This window comes from Insolitispirillum peregrinum (genome assembly GCF_900156605.1).
Taxonomy (GTDB): Bacteria; Pseudomonadota; Alphaproteobacteria; order Rhodospirillales; family Rhodospirillaceae; genus Insolitispirillum; species Insolitispirillum peregrinum.
On sequence record NZ_FTOA01000004.1, the window covers coordinates 367,099 to 388,962 of the forward strand.

Annotated in this window: 16 protein-coding genes; 14 read left to right on the forward strand and 2 right to left on the reverse strand. The window is 58.5% G+C overall.

Annotated elements, in window-relative coordinates; translation table 11 throughout:
• Positions 1-325: 325 nt before the first annotated feature.
• Positions 326-1,876, reverse strand: a complete 1,551-nt coding sequence (ubiB, locus tag BW995_RS12655; RefSeq protein ID WP_076400760.1) for a 2-polyprenylphenol 6-hydroxylase — start codon at positions 1,874-1,876, stop codon at positions 326-328.
• 53 nt (positions 1,877-1,929) lie between these two features.
• Positions 1,930-2,757, reverse strand: a complete 828-nt coding sequence (gene ubiE / locus BW995_RS12660; protein WP_084194815.1) for a bifunctional demethylmenaquinone methyltransferase/2-methoxy-6-polyprenyl-1,4-benzoquinol methylase UbiE — start codon at positions 2,755-2,757, stop codon at positions 1,930-1,932.
• 122 nt (positions 2,758-2,879) lie between these two features.
• On the opposite strand from ubiE, the gene mutM reads away from it, so the two are divergent.
• The 14 genes from mutM to BW995_RS12725 all read left to right on the forward strand — a co-directional run bounded on the left by mutM (position 2,880) and on the right by BW995_RS12725 (position 21,863).
• Positions 2,880-3,728: a bifunctional DNA-formamidopyrimidine glycosylase/DNA-(apurinic or apyrimidinic site) lyase gene (mutM, locus tag BW995_RS12665; protein WP_076400762.1), complete on the forward strand. Its 849-nt coding sequence runs from the start codon at positions 2,880-2,882 to the stop codon at positions 3,726-3,728.
• A gap of 17 nt (positions 3,729-3,745) precedes the next feature.
• The gene (locus BW995_RS12670) at positions 3,746-4,261 is read left to right on the forward strand and encodes a hypothetical protein (protein WP_076400763.1); all 516 of its coding nucleotides are present in this window, start codon (positions 3,746-3,748) and stop codon (positions 4,259-4,261) included.
• A gap of 95 nt (positions 4,262-4,356) precedes the next feature.
• Positions 4,357-5,133, forward strand: a complete 777-nt coding sequence (locus BW995_RS12675) for an enoyl-CoA hydratase (RefSeq protein WP_076400764.1) — start codon at positions 4,357-4,359, stop codon at positions 5,131-5,133.
• 224 nt (positions 5,134-5,357) lie between these two features.
• The gene (gene rpsT / locus BW995_RS12680; protein WP_076400765.1) at positions 5,358-5,624 is read left to right on the forward strand and encodes a 30S ribosomal protein S20; all 267 of its coding nucleotides are present in this window, start codon (positions 5,358-5,360) and stop codon (positions 5,622-5,624) included.
• Between the two features lie 1,023 nt (positions 5,625-6,647).
• Positions 6,648-8,855 carry a chromosomal replication initiator protein DnaA gene (gene dnaA / locus BW995_RS21420; RefSeq protein ID WP_456152100.1) on the forward strand — a complete coding sequence of 736 codons (2,208 nt, stop codon included), beginning with the start codon at positions 6,648-6,650 and terminating at the stop codon, positions 8,853-8,855.
• 184 nt (positions 8,856-9,039) lie between these two features.
• The gene (dnaN, locus tag BW995_RS12695; protein ID WP_076400766.1) at positions 9,040-10,158 is read left to right on the forward strand and encodes a DNA polymerase III subunit beta; all 1,119 of its coding nucleotides are present in this window, start codon (positions 9,040-9,042) and stop codon (positions 10,156-10,158) included.
• A gap of 11 nt (positions 10,159-10,169) precedes the next feature.
• The gene (recF, locus tag BW995_RS12700) at positions 10,170-11,342 is read left to right on the forward strand and encodes a DNA replication/repair protein RecF (RefSeq protein WP_076400767.1); all 1,173 of its coding nucleotides are present in this window, start codon (positions 10,170-10,172) and stop codon (positions 11,340-11,342) included.
• 208 nt (positions 11,343-11,550) lie between these two features.
• Positions 11,551-13,980: a DNA topoisomerase (ATP-hydrolyzing) subunit B gene (gene gyrB, locus BW995_RS12705; protein ID WP_076400768.1), complete on the forward strand. Its 2,430-nt coding sequence runs from the start codon at positions 11,551-11,553 to the stop codon at positions 13,978-13,980.
• A 472-nt stretch (positions 13,981-14,452) separates the two neighbouring features.
• On the forward strand, positions 14,453-16,168 hold the full coding sequence (locus BW995_RS12710) for an ATP-binding protein (protein WP_076400769.1): 1,716 nt from the start codon (positions 14,453-14,455) through the stop codon (positions 16,166-16,168).
• A 55-nt stretch (positions 16,169-16,223) separates the two neighbouring features.
• The gene (locus tag BW995_RS12715) at positions 16,224-18,929 is read left to right on the forward strand and encodes an ATP-binding protein (protein WP_076400770.1); all 2,706 of its coding nucleotides are present in this window, start codon (positions 16,224-16,226) and stop codon (positions 18,927-18,929) included.
• A gap of 24 nt (positions 18,930-18,953) precedes the next feature.
• Positions 18,954-19,523 carry a hypothetical protein gene (locus BW995_RS20530; protein WP_139332890.1) on the forward strand — a complete coding sequence of 190 codons (570 nt, stop codon included), beginning with the start codon at positions 18,954-18,956 and terminating at the stop codon, positions 19,521-19,523.
• Between the two features lie 12 nt (positions 19,524-19,535).
• The gene (locus BW995_RS20535) at positions 19,536-20,675 is read left to right on the forward strand and encodes a hypothetical protein (protein ID WP_139332891.1); all 1,140 of its coding nucleotides are present in this window, start codon (positions 19,536-19,538) and stop codon (positions 20,673-20,675) included.
• Positions 20,676-20,836: 161 nt separating this feature from the next.
• A complete protein-coding gene (locus tag BW995_RS12720) occupies positions 20,837-21,313 on the forward strand; it encodes a transposase family protein (protein ID WP_076400771.1) in 477 nt (158 codons plus the stop codon).
• Positions 21,314-21,338: 25 nt separating this feature from the next.
• On the forward strand, positions 21,339-21,863 hold the full coding sequence (locus tag BW995_RS12725; protein ID WP_076400772.1) for a hypothetical protein: 525 nt from the start codon (positions 21,339-21,341) through the stop codon (positions 21,861-21,863).
• The last annotated feature ends 1 nt before the right edge of the window (position 21,864 follow it).

Here is a 21,864-nt window from a genome sequence, read left to right on the forward strand (position 1 = left end):
CACCGTAAACCGGACGCCTGGGGCGTTTTCACTCAGCACAGTACACGACAGCTTGGGAACAAGGACGTGGAGCGCTGCTCCACACCTCGCTGGGGCCTTGAGGCCCCAGACCCCACTTCTTTGACCATAAAAGAAAAAGTGGGGGTTTGGGGGCGTCGCACCCAAACGGGTTTGGGCGGTAGCCCACTCTTTTCCACCAACTGCCGTGTCCTGTGACCACTTTTCGCACAATGCTCCAGCACGGGCGCAACAAAAAGCCCGCCTGCGGACTGTCCGGCAGGCGGGCGGGTACATGACGTCAACGGATGGCGGCAAAGGGTCGACCTTACCGGCTGAGCAAAATTCCCAGCAGGGCCACCACCAGCGCCCACGGCAGCCAGGCGGGGAACAGGCTGCGGCGGCCCGCGGTCAGGGCGCCTTGACGGGCCATTTCGCGCACGGTGTCGGGGTGCAGCTTCAGGCCCTCCGAGCTGATCATGCGGGCGGCCTGTTCGGCCTGGACCAGAATGCTCGGCAGCTTTTCCAGCGAGCGGGCGGTGCCGACCACCGCCGCCTTGATGCGGGCCTCGGGGCCGAGGTTGCTGCGCATCCAGTCGGTGATCAGCGGCTGGGCCAGTTCCCACATGTTGATTTCCGGCGCCAGAACACGACCAACACCTTCGGCCAGCAGCATCGATTTTTGCAACAGCAACAGTTGCGGCTGGGTTTCCATCGAAAAGGTTTCCGTGACCGCGAACAATTGCCCCAGCAGGCGGGCGATCGAGATTTCCTGAATCGGCTTGCCAAAGATCGGCTCGGCAATCGAGCGGGCGGCCTGAGTGAAGGCATCGACGCTCTTGTCGGCGGGCACCCATCCGGCCTCGAAATGGACTTCGGCCACCCGGCGATAGTTGCCGGTCAGGAAACCCAGCAGCATTTCCCCCAGAATGCGGCGGGTTTCGTGGTCAACACGGCCTGTGATGCCGAAATCGACCGCCACAATCACCCCGTCGGCCTGCACGAACAGGTTGCCGGGGTGCAGGTCGGCATGAAAGAAGCCGTCACGGAACACCATGTTGAAAAAGGCATTGGCGGCGCGGGTGATCACCTCGACCGGGTCCAGCCCGGCGGCGGCGATCTTTTCGCGTTCATCGAGCGAAATGCCGGTGATGCGTTCCTGAGTCATCACCGACCGGCTGGTGCGTTGCCAGTCGATCTCCGGGATGCGGAAAGTTTCGTCTCCCTCGAAATTTTCCGACATTTCGGCTGCGGCGGCAGCTTCGAAACGCAGGTCCATCTCGATGTTGACCGACTCTTCAAAGGTGGCGATGGTATCGACCGGTCGCAGGCGGCGCAGGTGCGGCTGGACGCGCTCGATCAGGCGGGCCAGCCAGTAAAACAGCGCAATATCGCGGCGGAACTGCTGTTCAACACCGGGACGCAGCACCTTGACCGCCACCGGGCGGCCGTCGGGGGTGACGGCAAAGTGCACCTGTGCGATCGACGCGGCTGCCACGGGCGTTTCGTCAAAGCTGCTGTACAGGCTTTCCAGCGGCTGTTCAAACTCGCCTTCGATGATCGCACGGGCTTCGGCAAACGAGAACGGTTGCAGCTTGTCCTGCAAATAGGTCAGGTCGGCAGCCACCTCTTCGCCCAGCAGATCAGGGCGGGTGGACAGGGCCTGTCCCAGCTTGATGAATGTCGGTCCCAGCTCGGCGAAGGCCCGCGCCAGCCGCTGTCCCGGTCGTCCTTCCGCCGGACGGCGGTAAACCGCACGGGCGACACCGATCAGCTCCCGCAGGGCCGGCACGTCTTCCAGCGGGAACAGGGCATCGTGGCGCGCCAGAACGCGGGCGATCTGGAACAGGCGGGACAGGTTGCGGGCGGTACGGATCATGCCGGGCTACTCTGAATCGTGGGAATGTCGTTGGGGGCCTGTCCGTACCGCCGTCAGATGCGCCAGCCGGAATGGATGGCCGCGATACCGCCGGACAGGTTGCGATAGCTGCACTGGGACAGCCCGGCCTTTTTCATCCGCTCGATCATCTGTTCCTGCGGCGGGAACTGGCGGATGCTTTCGGCCAGATACTGATAGGCCTCGCGGTTGCGGGCCACCACCTGACCCATCACCGGCAGGATCTTGAACGAATAGACATCGTACAATTGGTCCAGCACCGGCATCACCACCTTGGAAAATTCCAGGCACATGAAACGACCGCCGGGCTTCAGCACGCGGCGGGCTTCGCGCATCGCCAGATCAATGTCGGTGACGTTGCGCAGGCCAAAGGCGATGGTATAGGCGTCAAAGCTGGCATCAGGGAACGGCAGGTGCTGGGCGTCGCCCTCGACCCATTCGATGTTGCGCAGGATGTTGCGGTTGACCGCCCGGTCCCGACCAACGCGCAGCATTTCGCCGTTGATGTCGCACACGGTCACGCTGGCATCCGGCTGATCGTCCTTTTGCCGCTTTTGCGCCTGCGACAGAAAGCGAAAGGCGATGTCGCCGGTTCCACCCGCCACGTCCAGCAGTTTCTGTCCCGGTCGCGGAGCCAGCATTTCAATGAAGCGATCTTTCCACAGGCGGTGGACACCGCCGCTCATCAGATCGTTCATCAGGTCGTAATTGCTGGCGACCGAGTCGAACACCTCGCGCACCAGATGTTGCTTTTCCTCGGTCTTCACCGTGCGGAAGCCGAAGTGCGTGGTCGCGCCAACGCCGGACGGCGCAGCAGCGGGGGACTCGGATGACGGGTCGGCGGGGGTGTTGAGTTCGGTCATGGCGCGCACAATAGCCTAAGGGCAGGACGAACGCTATATAGAGACAGGTTGGCGCGAACGACAACCACCGAATGCCGTTCGCCAATGGAAAGTCATGAAAAAAGCAGGGAGACACCGGGATCATGCCGGAATTACCCGAGGTCGAAACCGTCTGTCGCGGGCTGGCCGCCGTGTTGGAGGGACACCGTCTGGAGTCGGTCACGCTGCGGCGGGCCAATTTGCGCCAGCCGTTCCCCGATGGCTTTGTCGCAGCCGTGCAGGGGCGGCGGGTCGAACGGATCTGGCGACGGGCCAAATACTATCAGTGGCTGCTGGATGACGGGCAGGTGATTCTGGGTCATCTGGGGATGTCGGGAACCTTTGAGGTCAGCCCGCCGGGGTCCAATCTGGCACCGCCCGGCAAGCATGACCATGTGGTGATCCTGACCGACCACGGGGCGATGGTCACCTATCGTGATCCGCGCCGCTTTGGTCTGATGACCCTGACCACGCTGGATGAGTTGCCCCGCCACCCGCTGGTGCGCGATCTGGGCCCCGAGCCGCTGGGCGAGGACTTCGATGCGCTGGTGTTGCAGCGGGCGCTGGCCGGGCGGCGCAGCCCGGTCAAGCCGGTGCTGATGGATGCCTCGGTGGTGGTGGGGGTGGGCAACATCTATGCCTCCGAGTCGCTGTTCCGCGCGGGCATCGACCCCCGGCGTCCTGCCCTCAGTCTGTCGTTTGCCGATTGCCAGACACTGGTGGACGCGATCCGCACGGTGCTGGCCGAGGCGCTGGCCTCGGGGGGATCATCCCTGCGCGACCACCGGCTGGTAAACGGCGAGCTGGGCTATTTTCAGCATCATTTCGCCGTCTATGACCGGGCGGGAAACCCCTGTCCGGGCTGCATCTGTGACCTAGCGGAAACCGGCGGAGTGCAACGGATTGTTCAAACTGGCCGCTCCACTTTTTACTGTGGTCAGCGTCAAAGGTGATGATACCGTACCGAACCATGCGATACTTACGCCGTTTTCAGACCGCTGGCCGGTCGCCGCTCCTGACTCTGTGCTGCCGCCTGTCCGTCGCCGGACTGGTGGCCGGTGGGGCCTTTTTCTCTGTGCCGGATTTCTCTGCGCCGGATATGGGGGGCGGAATGGGGCTGGTGGCCCCCGCCTTTGCCGGATCGACCGGCTTTATCGATGACCTGGTGGATGTGCCCCTGATGCCGGGGCTGTCACTGACTGCGGCTGGCGGTGCTGTGCCGGACATTCCGGCCAGTTGCCAGATGGGCGACTACCTTTTCACCACACCGGCAGGGAGCATTGGCGAGGCCTATGCCTATGGGCGCGTGACGCGCTCGGCGGTCGAGGCGTTCTATGCTGAAACCTTGCCGCAGATCGGCTGGAACCTGATCGGGTCCAGGGCCGAAGGAGTCCTTTACAGCCGTGAAAGCGAAGACTTGCTGATCGCCATCAATGAAAACGCAGGGATGGTAACGGTCTGCTTCCAGATGAAGCCGGCAAAATAGTCTCTGTTCCCTGTCGCGTATCGCTAAAACAAGAAACAGCCTACGCTCTGTACAGCAATACCTCACTCGAGATTCAATAAAAGGGGAGTTCTTCCATGTCTTACGAGCAGATTCTGGTCGAGATTCGTGGCAACGTCGGTCTGATTACCCTCAACCGGCCAAAGGCGCTGAACGCTTTGTGCGCCCAGTTGATCAAGGAACTTGGCCAGGCCCTGGACGAGATGGAAGCCAATGCGGATATCGGCGCGGTGGTTCTGACCGGTTCGGAAAAGGCGTTTGCCGCCGGGGCCGACATCAAGGAAATGGCTGGCAAGTCCTACATGGATGTCTATTTGGCCGATTTCATCACCGTTGGTTGGGAACGGGTCACCAAGTGCCGCAAGCCGGTGATTGCGGCGGTGGCTGGCTTTGCCCTCGGCGGTGGCTGTGAACTGGCGATGATGTGCGATTTCATCCTGGCCGGTGACAACGCCAAGTTCGGCCAGCCGGAAATCACCATTGGTACCATGCCGGGCGCTGGTGGCACCCAGCGTCTGACCCGCTTTGTCGGCAAGTCCAAGGCGATGGAAATGTGCCTGACCGGTCGTCAGATGGCCGCTGACGAAGCCGAGCGTTCGGGGCTGGTCAGCCGTATCGTGCCGGTTGCCGATCTGGTTGCCGAGGCCGTCAAGGTTGCGCAGCGAATCGCCGACATGTCGCGCCCGGTGGTGATGATGGTGAAGGATTCGGTCAACCGTTCCTACGAAACCACCCTGAGCGAAGGGGTGCATTTCGAACGCCGCCTGTTCCACTCCACCTTTGCCACCGAAGACCAGAAGGAAGGCATGGCCGCCTTTGTCGAAAAGCGCCAGCCGAAGTTCACTGGCCGTTAAGGCTTTGAAAACAGCCTGATTTCCTGAGAAAATCCCCCGCTGTACCGACCGTGTGCGGCGGGGGATTCCTGTCAGGACAGGTCCGGGCCGCATCGGCGGGTATCTGCACCACAATGGGCAGCAAAACCCGAGAGAGATATTGACCTTTGCGGCGTCTTCCCATATAAACCGCGCTTCTCGCGACATGCGATCCGGTTTCAGTCTGTTTACGGAAAGACAAAACGATGGCTCACCACAAGTCGGCCCAGAAGCGTATCGTCCGCAATACGAAGCGCTATGCGATCAACCACGCGCGCAAGAGCCGCATCCGCACCTTCCTCAAGAAGGTGGAAGTGGCCATTGCCTCGGGCGATCAGACCTCCGCTGCTGCTGCCTTCAAGGCCGCCCAGCCGGAACTGATGAGCGGCGTCACCAAGGGCGTGTTCCACAAGAACACTGCGTCCCGCAAGGTGTCCCGCCTGAACGCCCGTATCAAGGCGATGGCTGCCTAAGCTGCCATCAAGCGGAAGGGGTGCCTTTGGGTACCCCTGCCTGTTTGACGGTCTTGCAGGCGGGATCAGTCCGGTGGACTGCTTCCTCCAGCGCAAGAACAAGCTGCGGACGTACTTTGCGCGCAAGGTACTCTCTACAAACGCTGTACGGAAAAGCCAGGCTTGGCTTTTGCGGCGGCGTTTGTCGTTTTGGAGATAACGCACCGCAGGATATGCGTCTGCTGTAAAACAAAAAGGTCATGGAGCGCTGCTTCACACCTCGCCGGGGCCTCAAGGCCCCGGGCAGGCTTATCCACAGAATGCACGGTTCCCCCGCAGGGCCGTGCAATTTTTTTATCCTGATTTTTCTGTCTGCCTGCATCTTGAACAGGGATGAACCCTGTCCGAGTCGCTGTTTTTTCTTGCCGATTCGTGTGTTTGTTTATGGCGTCTGCGAATCGGCGAGCGGGTGGGCTGTGGATGGTTTCAGAACAATATCTAGTCGCCTGTGGATAATGGCAGCCCCATCGTATGGGGGGGATTGTGCGGGTGCTGATGACAGGATCATGGTCTTAACTTTGCGAAATGCACAGGGTGATCAAGGACTATCTCTATTTTTATCGTTTATAAACAGTTAGTTGAGTGTTTTTCGAGTCGGCCCGTTGGCGAGTCTGCCTGTACGGAGAACCCTATGACGGGCTGCTGGCAAGCCCTCTGTCCGTCAAGACAAAAGATTCTCGCAATTCGCATCAAGGCCCGTTGCCAAGGTCAGAGCTTGGGGATAAGTTCTGCTCCCTGAGGTGCCAGAGACTTTTCCACAGGGGCTGTTGGACAGTCTTTCCGGTGCAAATCCTCATAAAATTCAAGTCTTCATTCGTTTATTAAACAATAAGCGAGTGGTCTTCTGTTCTTTACGCTGTTGTTGTTGGCTTTTGCCAAGAAGAGCGATGAACGGATGTTTTGGCGTCTCTTGTGGGTGGCCCGAGCGGCTTATCCACAGGGTTTATGTGATGGCTCCGATGGAGCTGCCTGCGGAGTATGCTAATGACTGATCTTCGGGTGGATGACCCGTCCGTGAAGCAATGGCACCGTGTTTGCGGTCGCTTGCGGGAAGAAGTGGGAGATGCGGCTTACCAGAGCTGGGTCAAGCCGATGATGCTGGGGGGCATTGCCGATGGGCAGGTCCGGCTGGCGGTTCCCACACGCTTTTTGCGCGACTGGGTGAACACCCATTATGCCGAGCGGATTCGCGCCCTGTGGGCGGGGGAGAATCCCGAAGTGCGGGCGGTGAAGGTCGAGGTGGCCAAGGCGGCAGCGCCGCGGATGCCCGCCCGTCGCGCGGCGGCTCCGCAGCCCGAGCCGGTCCCCGAACCGGTGCCGGTGCGGAAAAAGGCCGCTCCGCGCAAAAAGCCGGTGGCGTCGGCTGTTGATCCGCTGCCTGCGCCGTCGGTCGAATCCGTTCTGGTCCCGGTCAAGCCGGCGGCCCGCAAGGCTGCCCCGCGCAAGACCGCCGCGAGCAAGGTCGCGGCGAAGGTCGAGGACAGTGCGCCCGTTTCCGCTCCTGCCCCAGTGAAGGCCCGTAGCAAAACCGTGACCAAAGCTGCCTCTCCCAAAGCGCCAGCCAAAGGTGCGACCAAAACCGCTCCGCTACAGCCTGCGCCCGTCGAGGCCCCCGTCGAGGCTCCGGTGGTGCGTATTGACGCTGCCGTTGCGGCAGTGGCGATGGCGGTGAGCAAGGCTGGCAAGCTGATTCGCATCCCGACCTCGCTGGCGGCGGCTGCGCCGATGCCCGTCGCGGTCCCCGTGCCGGTGACTGCCGAGGCACCAGCCCCCGTTCGCAAGGCGACGACGCGCAAGCGGGCCCCGGTTGCCGAGGCGGTTGTGGTTGAAGCCCCGGCGCCTGCCCCGGTGAAGGCTCGCAGCAAAACCGTGAGCAAGGCTGCCGCCCCCAAGGCGACTCCGGTGAAGGCGACTCCGGCAAAATCCCGCGCCGGGGCGAAAGCTGCCGGTGCGCCGTCGGTGCCTGAAAATGATTTCCGCTCGGCACCGTCGTTTGTCGACCGGGCGTTGCCGACCTTTGATGAAGATGATTTCGACTATGCCGAAGGTGGCTTTGCCGCCCCGGATTTCGACGACCTGCCGGATTTGCCCTCGGCCCGTTCCACTGTCCCCTTGCTGCCTGCCGGTGGCGTGACGACGACGGTGGTCAGCGATGCGGTCGATGATGGCCTGTCGGCTCCGCTGGACCCGCGCTATACCTTTGAAAACTTTGTCACCGGCAAGCCGAACGAATTCGCTTATGCCGCCGCCCAGCGAGTGGCCGATTCCGACCGGGTGGCCTTTAATCCGCTGTTCCTGTATGGCGGTGTCGGTCTGGGGAAAACCCACCTGATGCATGCCATTGCCTGGGCGATTCGGGAACGGCATCCGGGCCGCCGGGTGGTCTATCTGTCGGCGGAAAAGTTCATGTACAGCTTCGTCAAGGCGCTGCGCTACAAGACGACGATGGACTTCAAGGAACAGTTCCGTTCGGTCGACGTGCTGATGATCGACGACGTGCAGTTCATCTCGGGCAAGGACTCGACGCAGGAAGAATTCTTCCACACCTTTAATGCGCTGGTCGATCAGGGGCGGCAGATCGTCATTTCGGCCGACAAGAGCCCGGCGGACCTCGAAGACATCGGCGACCGCCTGCGCTCGCGTCTGGCCTCGGGGCTGGTGGCTGACATCCATCCGACCACCTATGAACTGCGGCTGGGCATTCTGGCCGCCAAGGCCGAGCAGATGGGCACCGATGTGCCGACCAAGGTGCTGGAGTTTCTGGCCCACAAGATCAGCTCGAACGTGCGCGAACTGGAAGGTGCGCTGACCCGCCTGATCGCCCACGCGCAACTGGTGGGCCGTGACCTGAGTCTGGAAACGGCGCAGGACGTGCTGCGCGATGTGCTGCGGGCCAACGACCGCCGGATCACCATCGAAGACATCCAGAAAAAGGTCGCCGAGCATTTCCAGATCCGCCTGTCGGACATGGGCTCGGCCCGCCGGTCGCGCTCGGTGGCGCGTCCGCGACAGGTGGCGATGTATCTGTCCAAGCAACTGACCAGCCGCTCGCTGCCGGAAATCGGCCGCAAGTTCGGGGGCCGCGACCACACCACGGTGATGCACGCGGTGAAAAAGGTCGAGGAACTGATCGGCAGCGACGACACCTTTGCCGAAGACGTCGATCTGCTGCGGCGGATGCTGGAAGTCTGATCGTTACCGTTTGGGGAACCCGGAAAATTCAGGCTGGCGGGGTGGTTTGGCTATGCTAGACTACCCGGCCCATCTTGGTGGGCCGACCCGGAATGTCCGTGTGTCGTCCGGTCGCGCCCGCTCCCTGATTATGATTTCCGTCACCGCAGTTTGCGGATGGCGATGACAGCGAGTGATACGACCCGTGAAACTGACCATTGAACGCAGCGTGCTTCTGAAGTCCCTCGGTCACGTTCAGAGCGTGGTCGAGCGCCGGAATACCCTGCCGATCCTGTCGAACGTCAAGCTGGAAGCCACCGCCGAAGGGCTGGCGCTGAATGCCACCGACATGGATCTGGACATCATCGAGCGGGTGTCCGCCGCCGTCGAGCGGCCCGGTGCCACCACCGCCCCGGCCCATACCCTGTTCGAGATCGTCCGCAAGCTGCCCGATGGCGCGCAGGTCGAAATTGCCTTTGAACCGGAAGGGTCGCAACTGACCCTGCGCTCGGGGCGGTCGCGCTTTGCCCTGTCCTGTCTGGCGGTCGAAGACTTCCCGTCGATGGCCGACGGCGTGTTCAGCAACAGCTTTACCGTTGCCGCCCCCGACCTGCGGGCGCTGATTGACCGCACCAAGTTTGCCATCTCGACCGAAGAAACCCGCTATTACCTGAACGGCATCTATTTCCACAGCACCACCTCGTCCGGGGTGAACGTGTTGCGGGCGGTGGCCACCGACGGGCACCGGCTGGCGCGGGTGGAAGTCGGTCGCCCCGAAGGCGCCGACAACATGCCGGGCATCATCGTTCCGCGCAAAACGGTGCTGGAACTGCGCAAGCTGATCGAAGAAACCGGCATGGGCGTCACCGTCTCGCTGTCGGAAACCAAAATCCGCTTTGCCTTTGATGACGTGGTGCTGACCTCCAAGCTGATTGACGGTACCTTCCCCGATTATGAACGGGTGATCCCGCAGGATAACGACAAGCTGTTGCGGGTCGGCAAAAAGCTGTTTGCCGATGCTGTGGATCGCGTGTCGGCGATTTCGACCGAAAAGAGCCGGGCGATCAAGGTGGCGATCAGTCCGGGCCTGTTGACCCTGTCGGCCTCCAGCCCCGATGCGGGCAGCGCGGTCGAAGAGATCGAGGCCGACTATGACAGCGCCACCATCGAAATCGGCTTCAACTCGCGCTATCTGATGGAAATCCTGGGGCAGATCGAGGGCGATACCGCCCTGTTCGCCATGGCCGATGCCGCCAGCCCGACAGTGATCCGCGAAACGGACGATGGCGCGGCGCTGTATGTGCTGATGCCGATGCGCGTCTGATCGTCGCCCTGATGGACCCGGTTCCGGGCAGCCCGGCGTTCCTGCCGGTGGGGGTGACGCGCCTGACGGTGCAGAACTTTCGCTGTTATGAACGCCTGCGCCTGGAAACCGATTTGCGCCCGGTGGTGCTGACCGGGCCGAACGGGGTCGGCAAGACCAACCTGCTGGAAGCGGTTTCGTTTCTGGCTCCCGGTCGTGGCTTGCGGCGGGCGAAGCTGTCCGATGTGGTGCGTCATGGTGCGCCACACGGGGCACAGGGCGAATGGGCGGTGGCGGCAGCGGTCCACACCGCCAGCGGCCCGCTGAACATCGGCACCGGGCGGGCGGTTGGGCCGTCGGATCGGCGGATTGTCCGCCTGAATGGCGAACCGGCCCGCAGTCAGGCCGATCTGGGCATGGTCTTGTCGGCGGTCTGGCTGACCCCGGCCATGGACCGGCTGTTTACCGAAAACTCGTCCGGGCGGCGGCGGTTCTTTGATCGGCTGGTCTATGGCCTTGATCCCGATCATGCCAGCCGCCTGTCGGCCTTTGACAAAGCCTATCGCCAGCGTCAGCGCCTGATCCGCGACCAGAGCCGCGAACGGTTGTGGTTCGAGGCGCTGGAAGAAGCAATGGCAGGCCATGCGGTGGCGGTGGCAGCGGCCCGCCGCGACCTGCTGAACCGTCTGGCCGCCGCCATCGACGCCAGCGACGGCCCGTTCCCCAAGGCGGACCTGGCCCTGCACGGCCTGCTGGAAGGCTGGCTGGGCGAGCGGTCGGCGTTGCAGGCCGAGGAAGACTATCGCCTGCTGCTGGCGCGCAACCGCCCGCTGGAACTGGCCGGAGCGCCGACCGAAGGCCCGCAGCGCAGCGATCTGGCCGTTTTTCACCGCACCAAAGGCATGCCTGCCGCCCTGTGTTCGACCGGCGAGCAAAAAGCGTTGCTGATTGCCATGCTGCTGGCGCAGGCGCGGGTACAGGGGGCCTGTCGCGGCTCGGCTCCGCTGTTGCTGCTGGACGAGGTGGCGGCCCATCTCGATGACACCCGCCGCCGGGCCTTGTATCAGGAATTGCTGACGCTGGGGGCGCAGGCGTGGTTGACCGGCACTGATCGGTCTTTATTTGCCGGTCTTGACGACCAGGCACAGTTTTTTGCCGTCGGCGAGGACCATGCTGTTGTGCCTGTTCTTGGTGCTGGACAGTAAAGGGGTGTTTTGGTGGGGGGGAGCTTTAGGTAAAGCCCTGCCGTAAACCCTTGCCAGCCGGGTGGGTAAACTGGTCGGAACCGCCTGTGATCCTTCTTTTTTCTTGTTCCGTCCCGGTGAGCCTATATTATGTGAGTTCGGATTTTTTTAGCGCGTTGATCCCGTTACCGATCATCCCCCGCTGCCCCCGTTACCCAGAGTGAGGACCATGACCGACGCCACCACTGCCGCCAAAAGCTCCGATTACGGCGCCGATTCCATCAAGGTTCTGAAGGGACTGGAGGCTGTCCGCAAGCGACCCGGCATGTACATTGGCGATACCGACGACGGGTCGGGTCTGCACCACATGATTTACGAAGTGGTCGACAATGCCATCGACGAATCCCTGGCCGGCTATTCCGACCGCACCACCGTCCGCCTGAACGGCGATGGCTCGGTGACGGTGCGCGACAACGGGCGCGGCATTCCGGTCGACATTCACAAGGAAGAAGGCGTTTCCGCCGCCGAAGTGATCATGACCCAGCTGCATGCTGGCGGGAAGTTCGACCAGAACAGCTATAAGGTTTCTGGTGGTCTGCACGGCGTTGGCGTGTCGGTGGTCAATGCCTTGTCCGACTGGCTCGACCTGCGCATCTGGCGCGAGGGCTGGGAACACTATGTCCGCTTTGAACATGGTGCGGTGGTCGCTCCGCTGGTGCGGGTGCGCGAGTGCGGGGATGAAACCGGCACCGAAGTGACCTTCTTCGCCAGCCCGTCGATTTTTGCCATTACCGAATACGATTACGACACGCTGGAACATCGCCTGCGCGAACTGGCGTTCCTCAATTCCGGGGTGACGCTGGAACTCAGCGATGCCCGCCATGTCGAACCGCGCTCGACGGTGTTCCATTACGATGGTGGCATTCAGGAATTCGTCCGCTATCTCGACAAGTCGCGCCAGCCGCTGCACGACAGCCCGATTGCGGTTCTCGGTGAACGTGATGGCATTACCGTCGAAGTGTCGCTGGAATGGACCGACGCCTATCACGAAAACACCCTGTGCTTTACCAACAACATTCCGCAGCGTGACGGCGGCACCCATCTGGCCGGTTTGCGCGGGGCGTTGACCCGCACCATTTCGGCCTATGCCCAGGACAGCGGCCTGCTGAAAAAGGAAAAGGTCCAGCCGACCGGCGACGACATGCGCGAAGGCATGACCTGTGTGCTGTCGGTGAAGGTGCCGGACCCGAAATTCTCCAGCCAAACCAAGGACAAGCTGGTGTCGTCGGAAGTCCGCCCGGTGGTCGAAAGCATCGTGTCGGAAAAGCTGGCCGAGTGGTTCGAGGAACATCCGCAGGACGCCCGCAAGGTGGTCGGCAAGGTGGTCGAAGCCGCCGCCGCCCGCGAAGCCGCCCGCCGCGCCCGCGAACTGACCCGCCGCAAGGGGGCGCTGGATATTTCCTCGCTGCCCGGCAAGCTGGCCGACTGCCAGAACCGCGACCCGGCCCAGTCCGAACTGTTCATCGTGGAAGGGGACTCCGCCGGTGGCTCGGCGAAACAGGGGCGTGATCGTGGCTTCCAGGCGATTCTGCCGCTGAAGGGTAAAATCCTGAACGTCGAGCGCGCCCGCTTTGACAAGATGCTCGGCTCGGCGGAAATCGGCACCCTGATCACCGCCATGGGCACCGGCATCGGGCGCGACGATTTCAACATCGACAAGCTGCGCTACCACAAGATCGTCATCATGACCGACGCCGATGTTGACGGCTCGCACATTCGTACCCTGCTGTTGACCTTCTTCTTCCGCCAAATGCCGGAAATCATCGAGCGCGGCTATTTGTACATCGCCCAGCCGCCGCTGTACCGCGCCAAGCGGGGCAATTCCGAGCGGTATCTGAAGGATGACCGCGAGCTGGAAGATTACCTGATCGACGTCTCGCTGTCCGATGCGGTGCTGACCACCCACAGCGGCAGCCAGATCGCCGGCCAGCACCTGCGCGAACTGATCGTCAAGGGCCGCCAGATCAGCCAGTTCCTCAACCGCATGAACGCCCGCGTGCCGACCTTCCTGCTGGAACAGGTGGCGATTGCCGGGGCGCTGAATGCCGACGTGCTGGCCGATCCGGTTCGCGCTCAGGAAGCGGTGGAGTATGTGGCCCAGCGTCTGGACCGCATCGCCGCCGAATACGAACGCGGCTGGGCCGGGGCTTTGGGCGATGACGGCAGCCTGATCTTCACCCGCACCCTGCGCGGCGTGACCGAACGGCATGTGGTGGATGCGCCGGTGGTCCATTCCGCCGAAGCCCGCCGCCTCGACCAGATGAGCGCCGAGCTGCAAGAGATCTACAAGAAGGCCGGTGAGCTGGCGATCAAGGACAGCCGCCACATCATCCGCGGCCCGATCGGGCTGGTGAACACCTTTATGAGCGCGGGCCGCAAGGGCATTGCCATCCAGCGCTACAAGGGTCTGGGCGAGATGAACCCCGACCAGCTGTGGGAAACCACCCTCGACCCCAACGTGCGCCGCCTGTTGCAGGTCAAGGTCGCCCACGCCGACGAGGCACAGGAAATCTTCTCGACCCTGATGGGCGACGTGGTGGAGCCGCGCCGCGAGTTCATTCAGGACAACGCCCTGAAGGTGACCAATCTGGACGTGTAACGGGAACCTGTCGGTTTTCGCGTAGATCAGCGTGCGTTAACCCTGACGCAGGCACGCTGATCTACCCTTTTATTCTGTCGCATTGTTTTTGCGAAAACCGGTTCCCGCTTTTTACACAATGTTCTAGACCAAGATTTTTGCACATAAAACGAGGCAGGTAGTAATACCTGCCTCGTTTTATGTGTTCTACATCTGTGTGTACTCGATCCGATAGGACAGTTGAGGACACAAGCCGGTGTGGGACTGCTTTATACCTTTCCGGAGCCTTGAATATTTTGGCTTCTTCCGCACCGTCTATCGTTTTCAGTAAATTCGATAGCTATAAAATTTTTATTCTCGGCGCAAATCTCATTAAGAGTAAAGCCAAAACTGCATAGTCTTAAGAGATAAATTTTATATACAATCTTGACGATTGATTGGGGGTGCCGTAACAATTCTCCTTATAGGTGTTTTTATGTGATGGATGTGGTCAATGATTGATTTCAAAGGCTTTGTACGCTTTATGCGTAGCTTGTTCAACGACGTATCCATCTTTCGACGAGAACTGATCCAGAATGCGTTGGAGGCCTGCCGTCAGGCTGAGGTGAGGCACGGGTTTTCAAAGTGTCTGATATCAATTTCCGTCGACTCTGATGAGGGCGTCTTCAGCATTTCTGATAACGGGGTCGGCATGACCGCAGATGAACTGCGGACCAACCTGACCGTTCTGTTCCGTAGTCACTGGCCCTCATCGGAGGACGGAAGCCTCGGTATTGGGCAATTCGGGTTTGGCTTCCACGCGGTCTTTCTTGTTGCTGACCGTATCAAGGTTGTCTCGCGCAGTCGCTGTTCCCCCGACGAAGCCCATGAAATGGATTTCCTTTCAGATCAGGGCGTTGATATTCGGCCCATCGTCGGGAACCTGCCAGGTTTTGGCACGACCATCACGCTCTGGCTTCGTGACGATGTTCGCCATCTGCTGGACGAGGATGATACGCGGAACGACCTTGAGAAGACCTTTCTCTACACCCATTATCCCATCCACCTGAATGGCATGAACGTTGGGTTGCGGCGACCTGACGGCTGGAGTCATCCCATCTTTTCCGGGGATCAGGCGAATGTCGAAGCCTGGTTGATGCGTCGCTATGGATGGGACGAGCCGCCGCTGGCCATCGGGAGCGTGAAATTCGGCAATGGCGGATGGATTGCCATTGCTGCCGGGCCGGAGCGGGTTCCGGCGCTCGAGGTCTATCGCCGCGGGATCAGGGTTGTGCAACAGGAACTGATCCCCAAGCCGCTGAACGTTATGGTCTGCGGCGTTATTGATGTCCAGGACTGTGAGTTGAAGCCGGACCGCGAGACGTTGGTGGTTGACGGGGCCCATCGGCGAATGATTGCCGCCATTCGGGAAGCAATCATTGCGATGCTGTCCGATCTTGGCAGACATCAACCGGATATCGTGGCGCAGCTGTTCGACCATTACCGGCAGGTCATCGTTGCGGCCCTTGGCAGCAGCGAGGAACTGATGCGGACGATGGGCCCGCGTCTGCCGGTAAAGGTTTTTGGTGCCGACGAGAAATCACCCTTGGCCGAGGTGCTCGACGGGCTGGAGCGATTGGTCTGGGTCAAGGACCCTGCTCGTGACCGCGTCTTTGCCGACCGTGCGCGCCGGTTGGGCTGGCGTCCGGTCCTTTTGCTCGATTCTGACGAACGCGAACTGGTGTGCCGGGTGTGCGACACCATGGCTATTCCCCATGTTTCTGTCGCCGAAGAATTCCTCGCCGAAATGAAGCGGAAAGTCACGCCTTCTGCCTTGGTTCCCTTGTTTCGCGGGGTCGTTCCGGCGGATTGGGAGGTGATCTGCTGTGAAGACGTCGATGCGCGGATGCCATTGACGGTGGTGCGATTGGCAACGGAACGGGAGTCGGGTATCGGCGGCCTGTTGTTCGATGCCTTGCGCGCGATGATGGAAAAAGAGGGGATGTCCGGTTTTGCTGACCGACAGGACAAGACAATCGCTATCCTGAACAAACGCAACCCGGTCATGGCCCGACTGGAACAGCGAGGGACGCACTCCCACGCTGATCGGGAGCTGGCCAGGATTCTCTTTTTCTCTGGTCGACTTGCCTGCGACAGCAAAATTTCGGTGGGAGAGATGGACGAATTCCTCGACTCCCTCGCTGACTATTTCAACAGCTCTGCTGCCTGATTCACCCCAGCCACCATGCGGTAGGCGGACAGAATAAAGAAACGAGGATCATACGATGAACGCTGACATAAAGAATGCCGGGCAAATTGAGATCAAGGACATTCGGCACGTTCTTGATCTGTTGATCAGCCATCTTTACGGCGGAGATCCCCATCTGACCGTCCGCGAGTTGATCCAGAACGCTCATGATGCCATCGTCTCGAAGTACGATGTGGGCCACCGCAAGCCCTTTTATGCCGATGAGCAGATCACTATTGAGGTCGATCCGTTCGTGGGTGGGAATGGTTATCTGGAAATTACCGATAGCGGTACCGGGATGACCGGCGACGAGCTGCGGGAAAACCTGGGCAAAATTGGTGATTCATCGAAACTTGCAGCGGCGGTCCATAATCCGGCGATCATTGGTCGATTCGGTATCGGTTTTCTGTCGTCGTTCATTGTGGCAGAGCGGGTCGATGTGACCACCCGCTCGGTCAAATCCTCCGAAGTCTGGCGCTGGAGCACCTCGGACAAGGCCAACTGGGTGATGAAGCAGGTCGGCAGTGATCAAATGCCCAAGCCCGGTACCCGCGTGCGGCTGCATTTTTCCAACACATACTCGTCGGCCGTCAGTAAACGCATTCATGATCTTCAGGGCGTCGATGGGCTGCGCAAGCTGGTCGAGCGCTTTGCCTATTTGCTGCCCATTCCGATCAAAATCCAGCGTTCCGGTGAACGGGGCGTTACGGCCAATGCCGTCCGCCCCCCTTGGGGAAGTGAGGCCGATGCGGCCAATGCGGCCAGCGTCCTGCTGCCCAACAAGGACCAACCGCTTCATATTCATCGTTTTGAACGAAAAGAGAGTAATTACAGCGCCAGTGGTGTGTTGTATTTCCGTCCCCAGCTTACCTTTAATGCCAGCATGAGGCTGTATGTTCGGCGAATGCTGGTCGATGAGGAAGATACCTCGCTGTTGCCCGACTATGCGCTCTTCGCCACCGGTTTCGTGGATAGCCCTAGCCCGGATGTGGATCTGGCCCGGCGCAACGTATCGCAGTTTGATCCTGCCTATCAATGGTTGCGGCGAGTGGTGCGCGAGGAGTTCGAGCGTGCGTTCATCGACTTTGCAACCCAATCTTCGGACACGCTGGCGGTGAAGCTGTGGCCGCGGGTGGACAATTCCTTTATCACCCGCCTGTTGCACAGTTCCCAGAGCGACGACGAGCTGGAAAAGACGGCGGCGATTTCTTTCTTGCTGCAAGCCAGCCGGTTTATGCCGTTCTATCTTCTTGATACGATCAGCGGTGGTTTTGGTCAGCCGACCTGGAAAACCATTGACAGTATGGTTCGTGAAACCAGGGGGCGAGCCTCTACAGCGGGATCACGGGATCAAAAATTGCCAGTAAAAGTTGTTGTTCCTTACACTAACTCTTCGGCACCGATCGAAAAAGACTTTCTCGTCCAGGCCTATAGCGAGGTCATTGATGTGGGCCGTGAAGAAAAGGCCCATGGTCAGTTGATGGAGATTCTGACTGGCTATAACGACCAATTTCCTGATTTCGAGTTGTGCCGGGTGACGGCCGACAGGTTCACCCCGTTGCCCCCGGGCGAGGTCTCGCAATGGGTTGCGGTCGTGGATCTGGTTCAGGGCGCTGTCATTTTTCGCGGTCGTGAGCACCGGGTTCTCGTGGAGCTTTTTGAACCGGTCACCAATGCTGTCACCATCACCGACACTGAAGTCGATGAAGAGGAGGCGAACCGGTTTCGGGAGGCGCTGAGCGGTGTCGGCAGTAGTGGCCTGCAGGGGGAACTGGCACGGATGATGACAGAGTTCCTTGACCGGGCGGGATCTGCTGGGGGATTGATCACCATCCACATCAATGCCGGTAATGCCATGATGGTGCGCTTGCGTGAGGCGATGACTTCGCCTAATCACGAAATTGTCTCTGTTGCCGGGTCCGGTCTGCAACAAACTGTTTGGCGGGCGGTTCTCGACTATTTTGGCTGGCGCAGTACCCGTGACATGATCAATAGGGAACGTGTTCTAAACGTTACCATGATGAATGAATTGCTGGACCGGACCGAGACCTTGCAACAGGTGCGGGAGCGATTGACGCAAGCCGAGAATAACCGCCAGGCACTAGAAGATCAAAATGCAATCCTGAACCAGAAGCTGGCTGCCATGGAAGAGGAACCGCAAGATCTGGGTAACGTCATTGTCGGCTTTATCGACATCGTGTCATCAACCGAGACCGTCATGATGAATGCTCTGCTTGCACCGGAGCAACGGGACGCATTGATGATTGCCCTCATTAAGCGGTTGCAAAAACAGCTCGATGGCATTGCACAACCAATCAGCTTCACCGGTGATGGACTATTGTTCCATTTCAAGGCCGGGACCACCGGAGTATGCTTGCCGCATTTGCGTACTCTGGCAGATGCCCTTGATCTGGAACGGGGTAATTTTCCGGCTATGGCCCCGTTTCTGGCGAACAAAGGAATGCGTTTGCGCATTGCCCTGAGTTGGGGACCGGTTCGCTTTGATCGTATTGGTCCCAGCAACAATCTGGTGGGCTGGCCAGTGGTCGAGGCCGCGCGTCTTGCTGCAGCCAAGGACTTCTATCCTGATGGTCAGGTCAGCATTGTTGCCACGGAGTTGGCTGTCACTGCAGGAATTCAGGCAGGGCTGTGGAGAAATGGGGATTGGGAGCGCATTACTGGCCAGTGGCAGCCCCGGGGTTTCAACGGGTCTGCGGCGATTTCCCGCCATACCTGGTGCTGATGATTCAATGGGGAGAGTTGTATAATGCCTGAGACGCAAGCCTCTTTAACCCGGATAGATCCTGCCATTGTCGGGATGATCGATATTGTGTCTTCTACTCCCATAATTATGGGGGATGTGCGCGTAGACCACGCGGCACGTGCCATCCGTATGGTGAGAATAATTGATGTGATGATGGCACAATTGGCCCCTTGGGCGAATGTCGTCTCCTTTACTGGCGATGGTGTACTGTTTTGTATAAAGGAAAGAGGGCGACATGTTTTGCCACGTATAAAAATGTTGAAGTATAAAATAGATGAAATTACAGGAATTCAACTAAAATTGCGTGTTGGTTTTGCGGCAGGTATTGTTTTTCATGGCCGGGTGGGTCCAACAGATAATATTGTTGGTGTTCCAGTAATAGAATCTGCTCGTTTGTTGCAGGAGAAATCTTTATTTGAAGGCGGCGCCGCAATAGTGGCTACGGAGGGGGCGGTAAATGAGGGGGCGTCGAGCGGTTTATGGGACGCGGTGGCTTGGGACAAAGTAAGCAGTGCCTGGAGGCCGGCTGGCTTGGGGGAATTAGCGGTGCGTGTGTTCCGACATCAGCCGTAATGATAGGGTGCGATGCGCACAGTGCAGTCACCAGATGTTACAAATCCTACAGGGATTGTTCCTGCTCTTGATACAGAAAAAGAGAAGGAGGAGTCCCTGCAGGATTTTTTCCGGCGGTGGATCGAAAATCATAGAGATAATTCTAGTATTTATAAAATACTAGATAATATTGACTCTGACATTTCGTTGGAAATATGGAATGCTTATTTTAATAAAATATTCATTCACGAAATAATTTTGAATAAAATAATAGAAAATGACGCGTTTTTTGAGGATATAAATTTTTATAAAGAACAAAAAAATTATCATAATAAAAGTGATGTCAATAATGAAATAAATAAAATACTAAATTATTATTTAAATACATACCTGTCGAATTATTTGTGGAATGACGTTCATTTATACCTTGATAAGGTTTACAGCAACAATAATAATCTTGACGGCATAAAAGATGAAGCGGGCAATGATGGGTCTTGGTCTGCGGAGCAGGACGAGGAGCGTTCAAGTTCAGGAGTCCGCAAGGATCATATCTTCTTCGTTTGCCTTGATGTGACCGATTTTAAGCATTCCTTGGATTCAACAAGGATTGATACGAGTATTATCAATGGTGTTGCAAAAGTTTTTTGGCGTCCAGCGATCCAATTTCTTGGTAATGATAGTCGAGTTTTGCATTGCTCATCACAGGAAAATGAGGATAATTTGAAATTTTCGGTGCGTTTGGAATTAAGCAATGGGCTTAGGGAATTGTGTTTGTTAATTCATAATCTGGTGGTTAGGCTTCGTAATCATTTTGATAGTTTTTTACCTGTATATGGATGGCACTCCATTCGTTTTAGATCTTCTGTTAGCGCGGCAGGCATTGATCTTTCTGAGAAAGGTTCTCCCTCTGGCCCCGCTGTTGACTGGGCAACAAAGATTATTAAGGAAAAGCGCTTGTTTTTAAGAGATAAACCATGCCACCATCAAATGGAATGTGAGAAAATTTTGTGCCAGAAGGATAAGATCAGCGATAATATTGATTCTGTGTCTTATACACCTATCATTTTTGACGAAATAGCGCATGATAAAATCATATCGACGGAGTATGAAATGCATAAATTATGTGAAAATAGAAAAATAACTGGAAATAGTCGTTGTATTTATATAATATAATATCATCTAATTATTGTAATTTTATCATCTGTATCTTATCATTGAGGCTCAATAATGACGTGATGAGGGGCGAATGGTCCTGAGGGTGAGCATTAAAGATGCTTTCCTGCGGGCGCTTTGTCTGGATTTATAGAGGGTAATCATCCTGAACGGTTGCCCCGGTGCCGAGCACGCTGCTGTCGTTGTTTTCTGAGATTTCCGATCCCCGTCGCGGTCAGGGGAAAATGTTCCTTCTGGCCCCGATCCTGCTGTTCACTGTGTTGGCGATGCTGGCCGGGGTACGGTCGTATCGTCAGGTTCACAGCTTCATCCGAACTCGTCTTGACCGGCTGAATGACGCATTTGGCGTATCGCTTCGTCGTGCTTCGGCCTATTCATCAGTGCGGTTCATCCTGCAGGGCCTTGATGCCGACGAGATGGAGCGGGTGTTCCGTGCTCATGCCGCTGGCCTTGCCGAAGCTCCGGTTGACAGCGTCTCCATGCTCCCGGCGGTGGCCATCGACGGCAAGACCCTGCGCGGTAGCTTCGATGCTTTCCATGATCGCAAGGCGGCTCATGTGCTGAGCGCCTTAGCCGCTGACAGCCAGATCATCCTCGACGCCCTGCACTGCCAAAAACACATTCGAGATTGTCCGTAACACTGGTAACCATCTTCTGATCCAGGTGAAAGCCAACCAGCCCAGTTTACTCAAAATTGCCTGCACCACCGCCAGCAACAATGATCCCGCTGACACCGCATTTTTGCGTAAAAAGGGTCAATCTCGTCAGGAAGATCGCACCGTCGAGACTTTCCCGGTCGGCGATGCTCTGGTCGGGACCGAGAGGCAGCCCTTCATCAAGACCATCATCCGTGTCACGCGGCGCACCTTGCTTCATTTTGCAGAAACTGCCCTGTGGAGCTACCGTGGTGAGGTTGCCTTCTACGTCTCCCCTGCCTCCGGGTACCCGGCGACGGCATGGGCCGCCGCCATCCGGGACCATTGGGGCATCGAGAACCGTAACCACCATGTCCGTGACGTTTCCTGCGATGAGAACAAAAGCCGCATCCGCATCAACGCCGGAATTACGGCCCGCACTCGCAGCTTCGCACTCAACATCATGCGTAAAAGCGGGGTCACCAACATCACGCAAACCCTCTGGAACGGGGCCCTCAGGCTCGCTTACATCATGGAATATGAGGCTATCTGAT

What these genes read in the sequence shown, in the direction of transcription:
- ubiE (WP_084194815.1), bottom strand. Translation starts at nt 2,757, where the DNA reads ATGACCGAACTCAACACCCCCGCCGACCCGTCATCCGAGTCCCCCGCT.
- mutM (WP_076400762.1), top strand. Translation starts at nt 2,880, where the DNA reads ATGCCGGAATTACCCGAGGTCGAAACCGTCTGTCGCGGGCTGGCCGCC.
- BW995_RS20530 (WP_139332890.1), top strand. Translation starts at nt 18,954, where the DNA reads ATGCCTGAGACGCAAGCCTCTTTAACCCGGATAGATCCTGCCATTGTC.
- dnaA (WP_456152100.1), top strand. Translation starts at nt 6,648, where the DNA reads ATGACTGATCTTCGGGTGGATGACCCGTCCGTGAAGCAATGGCACCGT.
- BW995_RS12710 (WP_076400769.1), top strand. Translation starts at nt 14,453, where the DNA reads ATGATTGATTTCAAAGGCTTTGTACGCTTTATGCGTAGCTTGTTCAAC.
- rpsT (WP_076400765.1), top strand. Translation starts at nt 5,358, where the DNA reads ATGGCTCACCACAAGTCGGCCCAGAAGCGTATCGTCCGCAATACGAAG.
- BW995_RS12670 (WP_076400763.1), top strand. Translation starts at nt 3,746, where the DNA reads ATGCGATACTTACGCCGTTTTCAGACCGCTGGCCGGTCGCCGCTCCTG.
- BW995_RS20535 (WP_139332891.1), top strand. Translation starts at nt 19,536, where the DNA reads ATGCGCACAGTGCAGTCACCAGATGTTACAAATCCTACAGGGATTGTT.
- recF (WP_076400767.1), top strand. Translation starts at nt 10,170, where the DNA reads ATGGACCCGGTTCCGGGCAGCCCGGCGTTCCTGCCGGTGGGGGTGACG.
- gyrB (WP_076400768.1), top strand. Translation starts at nt 11,551, where the DNA reads ATGACCGACGCCACCACTGCCGCCAAAAGCTCCGATTACGGCGCCGAT.
- BW995_RS12715 (WP_076400770.1), top strand. Translation starts at nt 16,224, where the DNA reads ATGAACGCTGACATAAAGAATGCCGGGCAAATTGAGATCAAGGACATT.
- BW995_RS12675 (WP_076400764.1), top strand. Translation starts at nt 4,357, where the DNA reads ATGTCTTACGAGCAGATTCTGGTCGAGATTCGTGGCAACGTCGGTCTG.
- ubiB (WP_076400760.1), bottom strand. Translation starts at nt 1,876, where the DNA reads ATGATCCGTACCGCCCGCAACCTGTCCCGCCTGTTCCAGATCGCCCGC.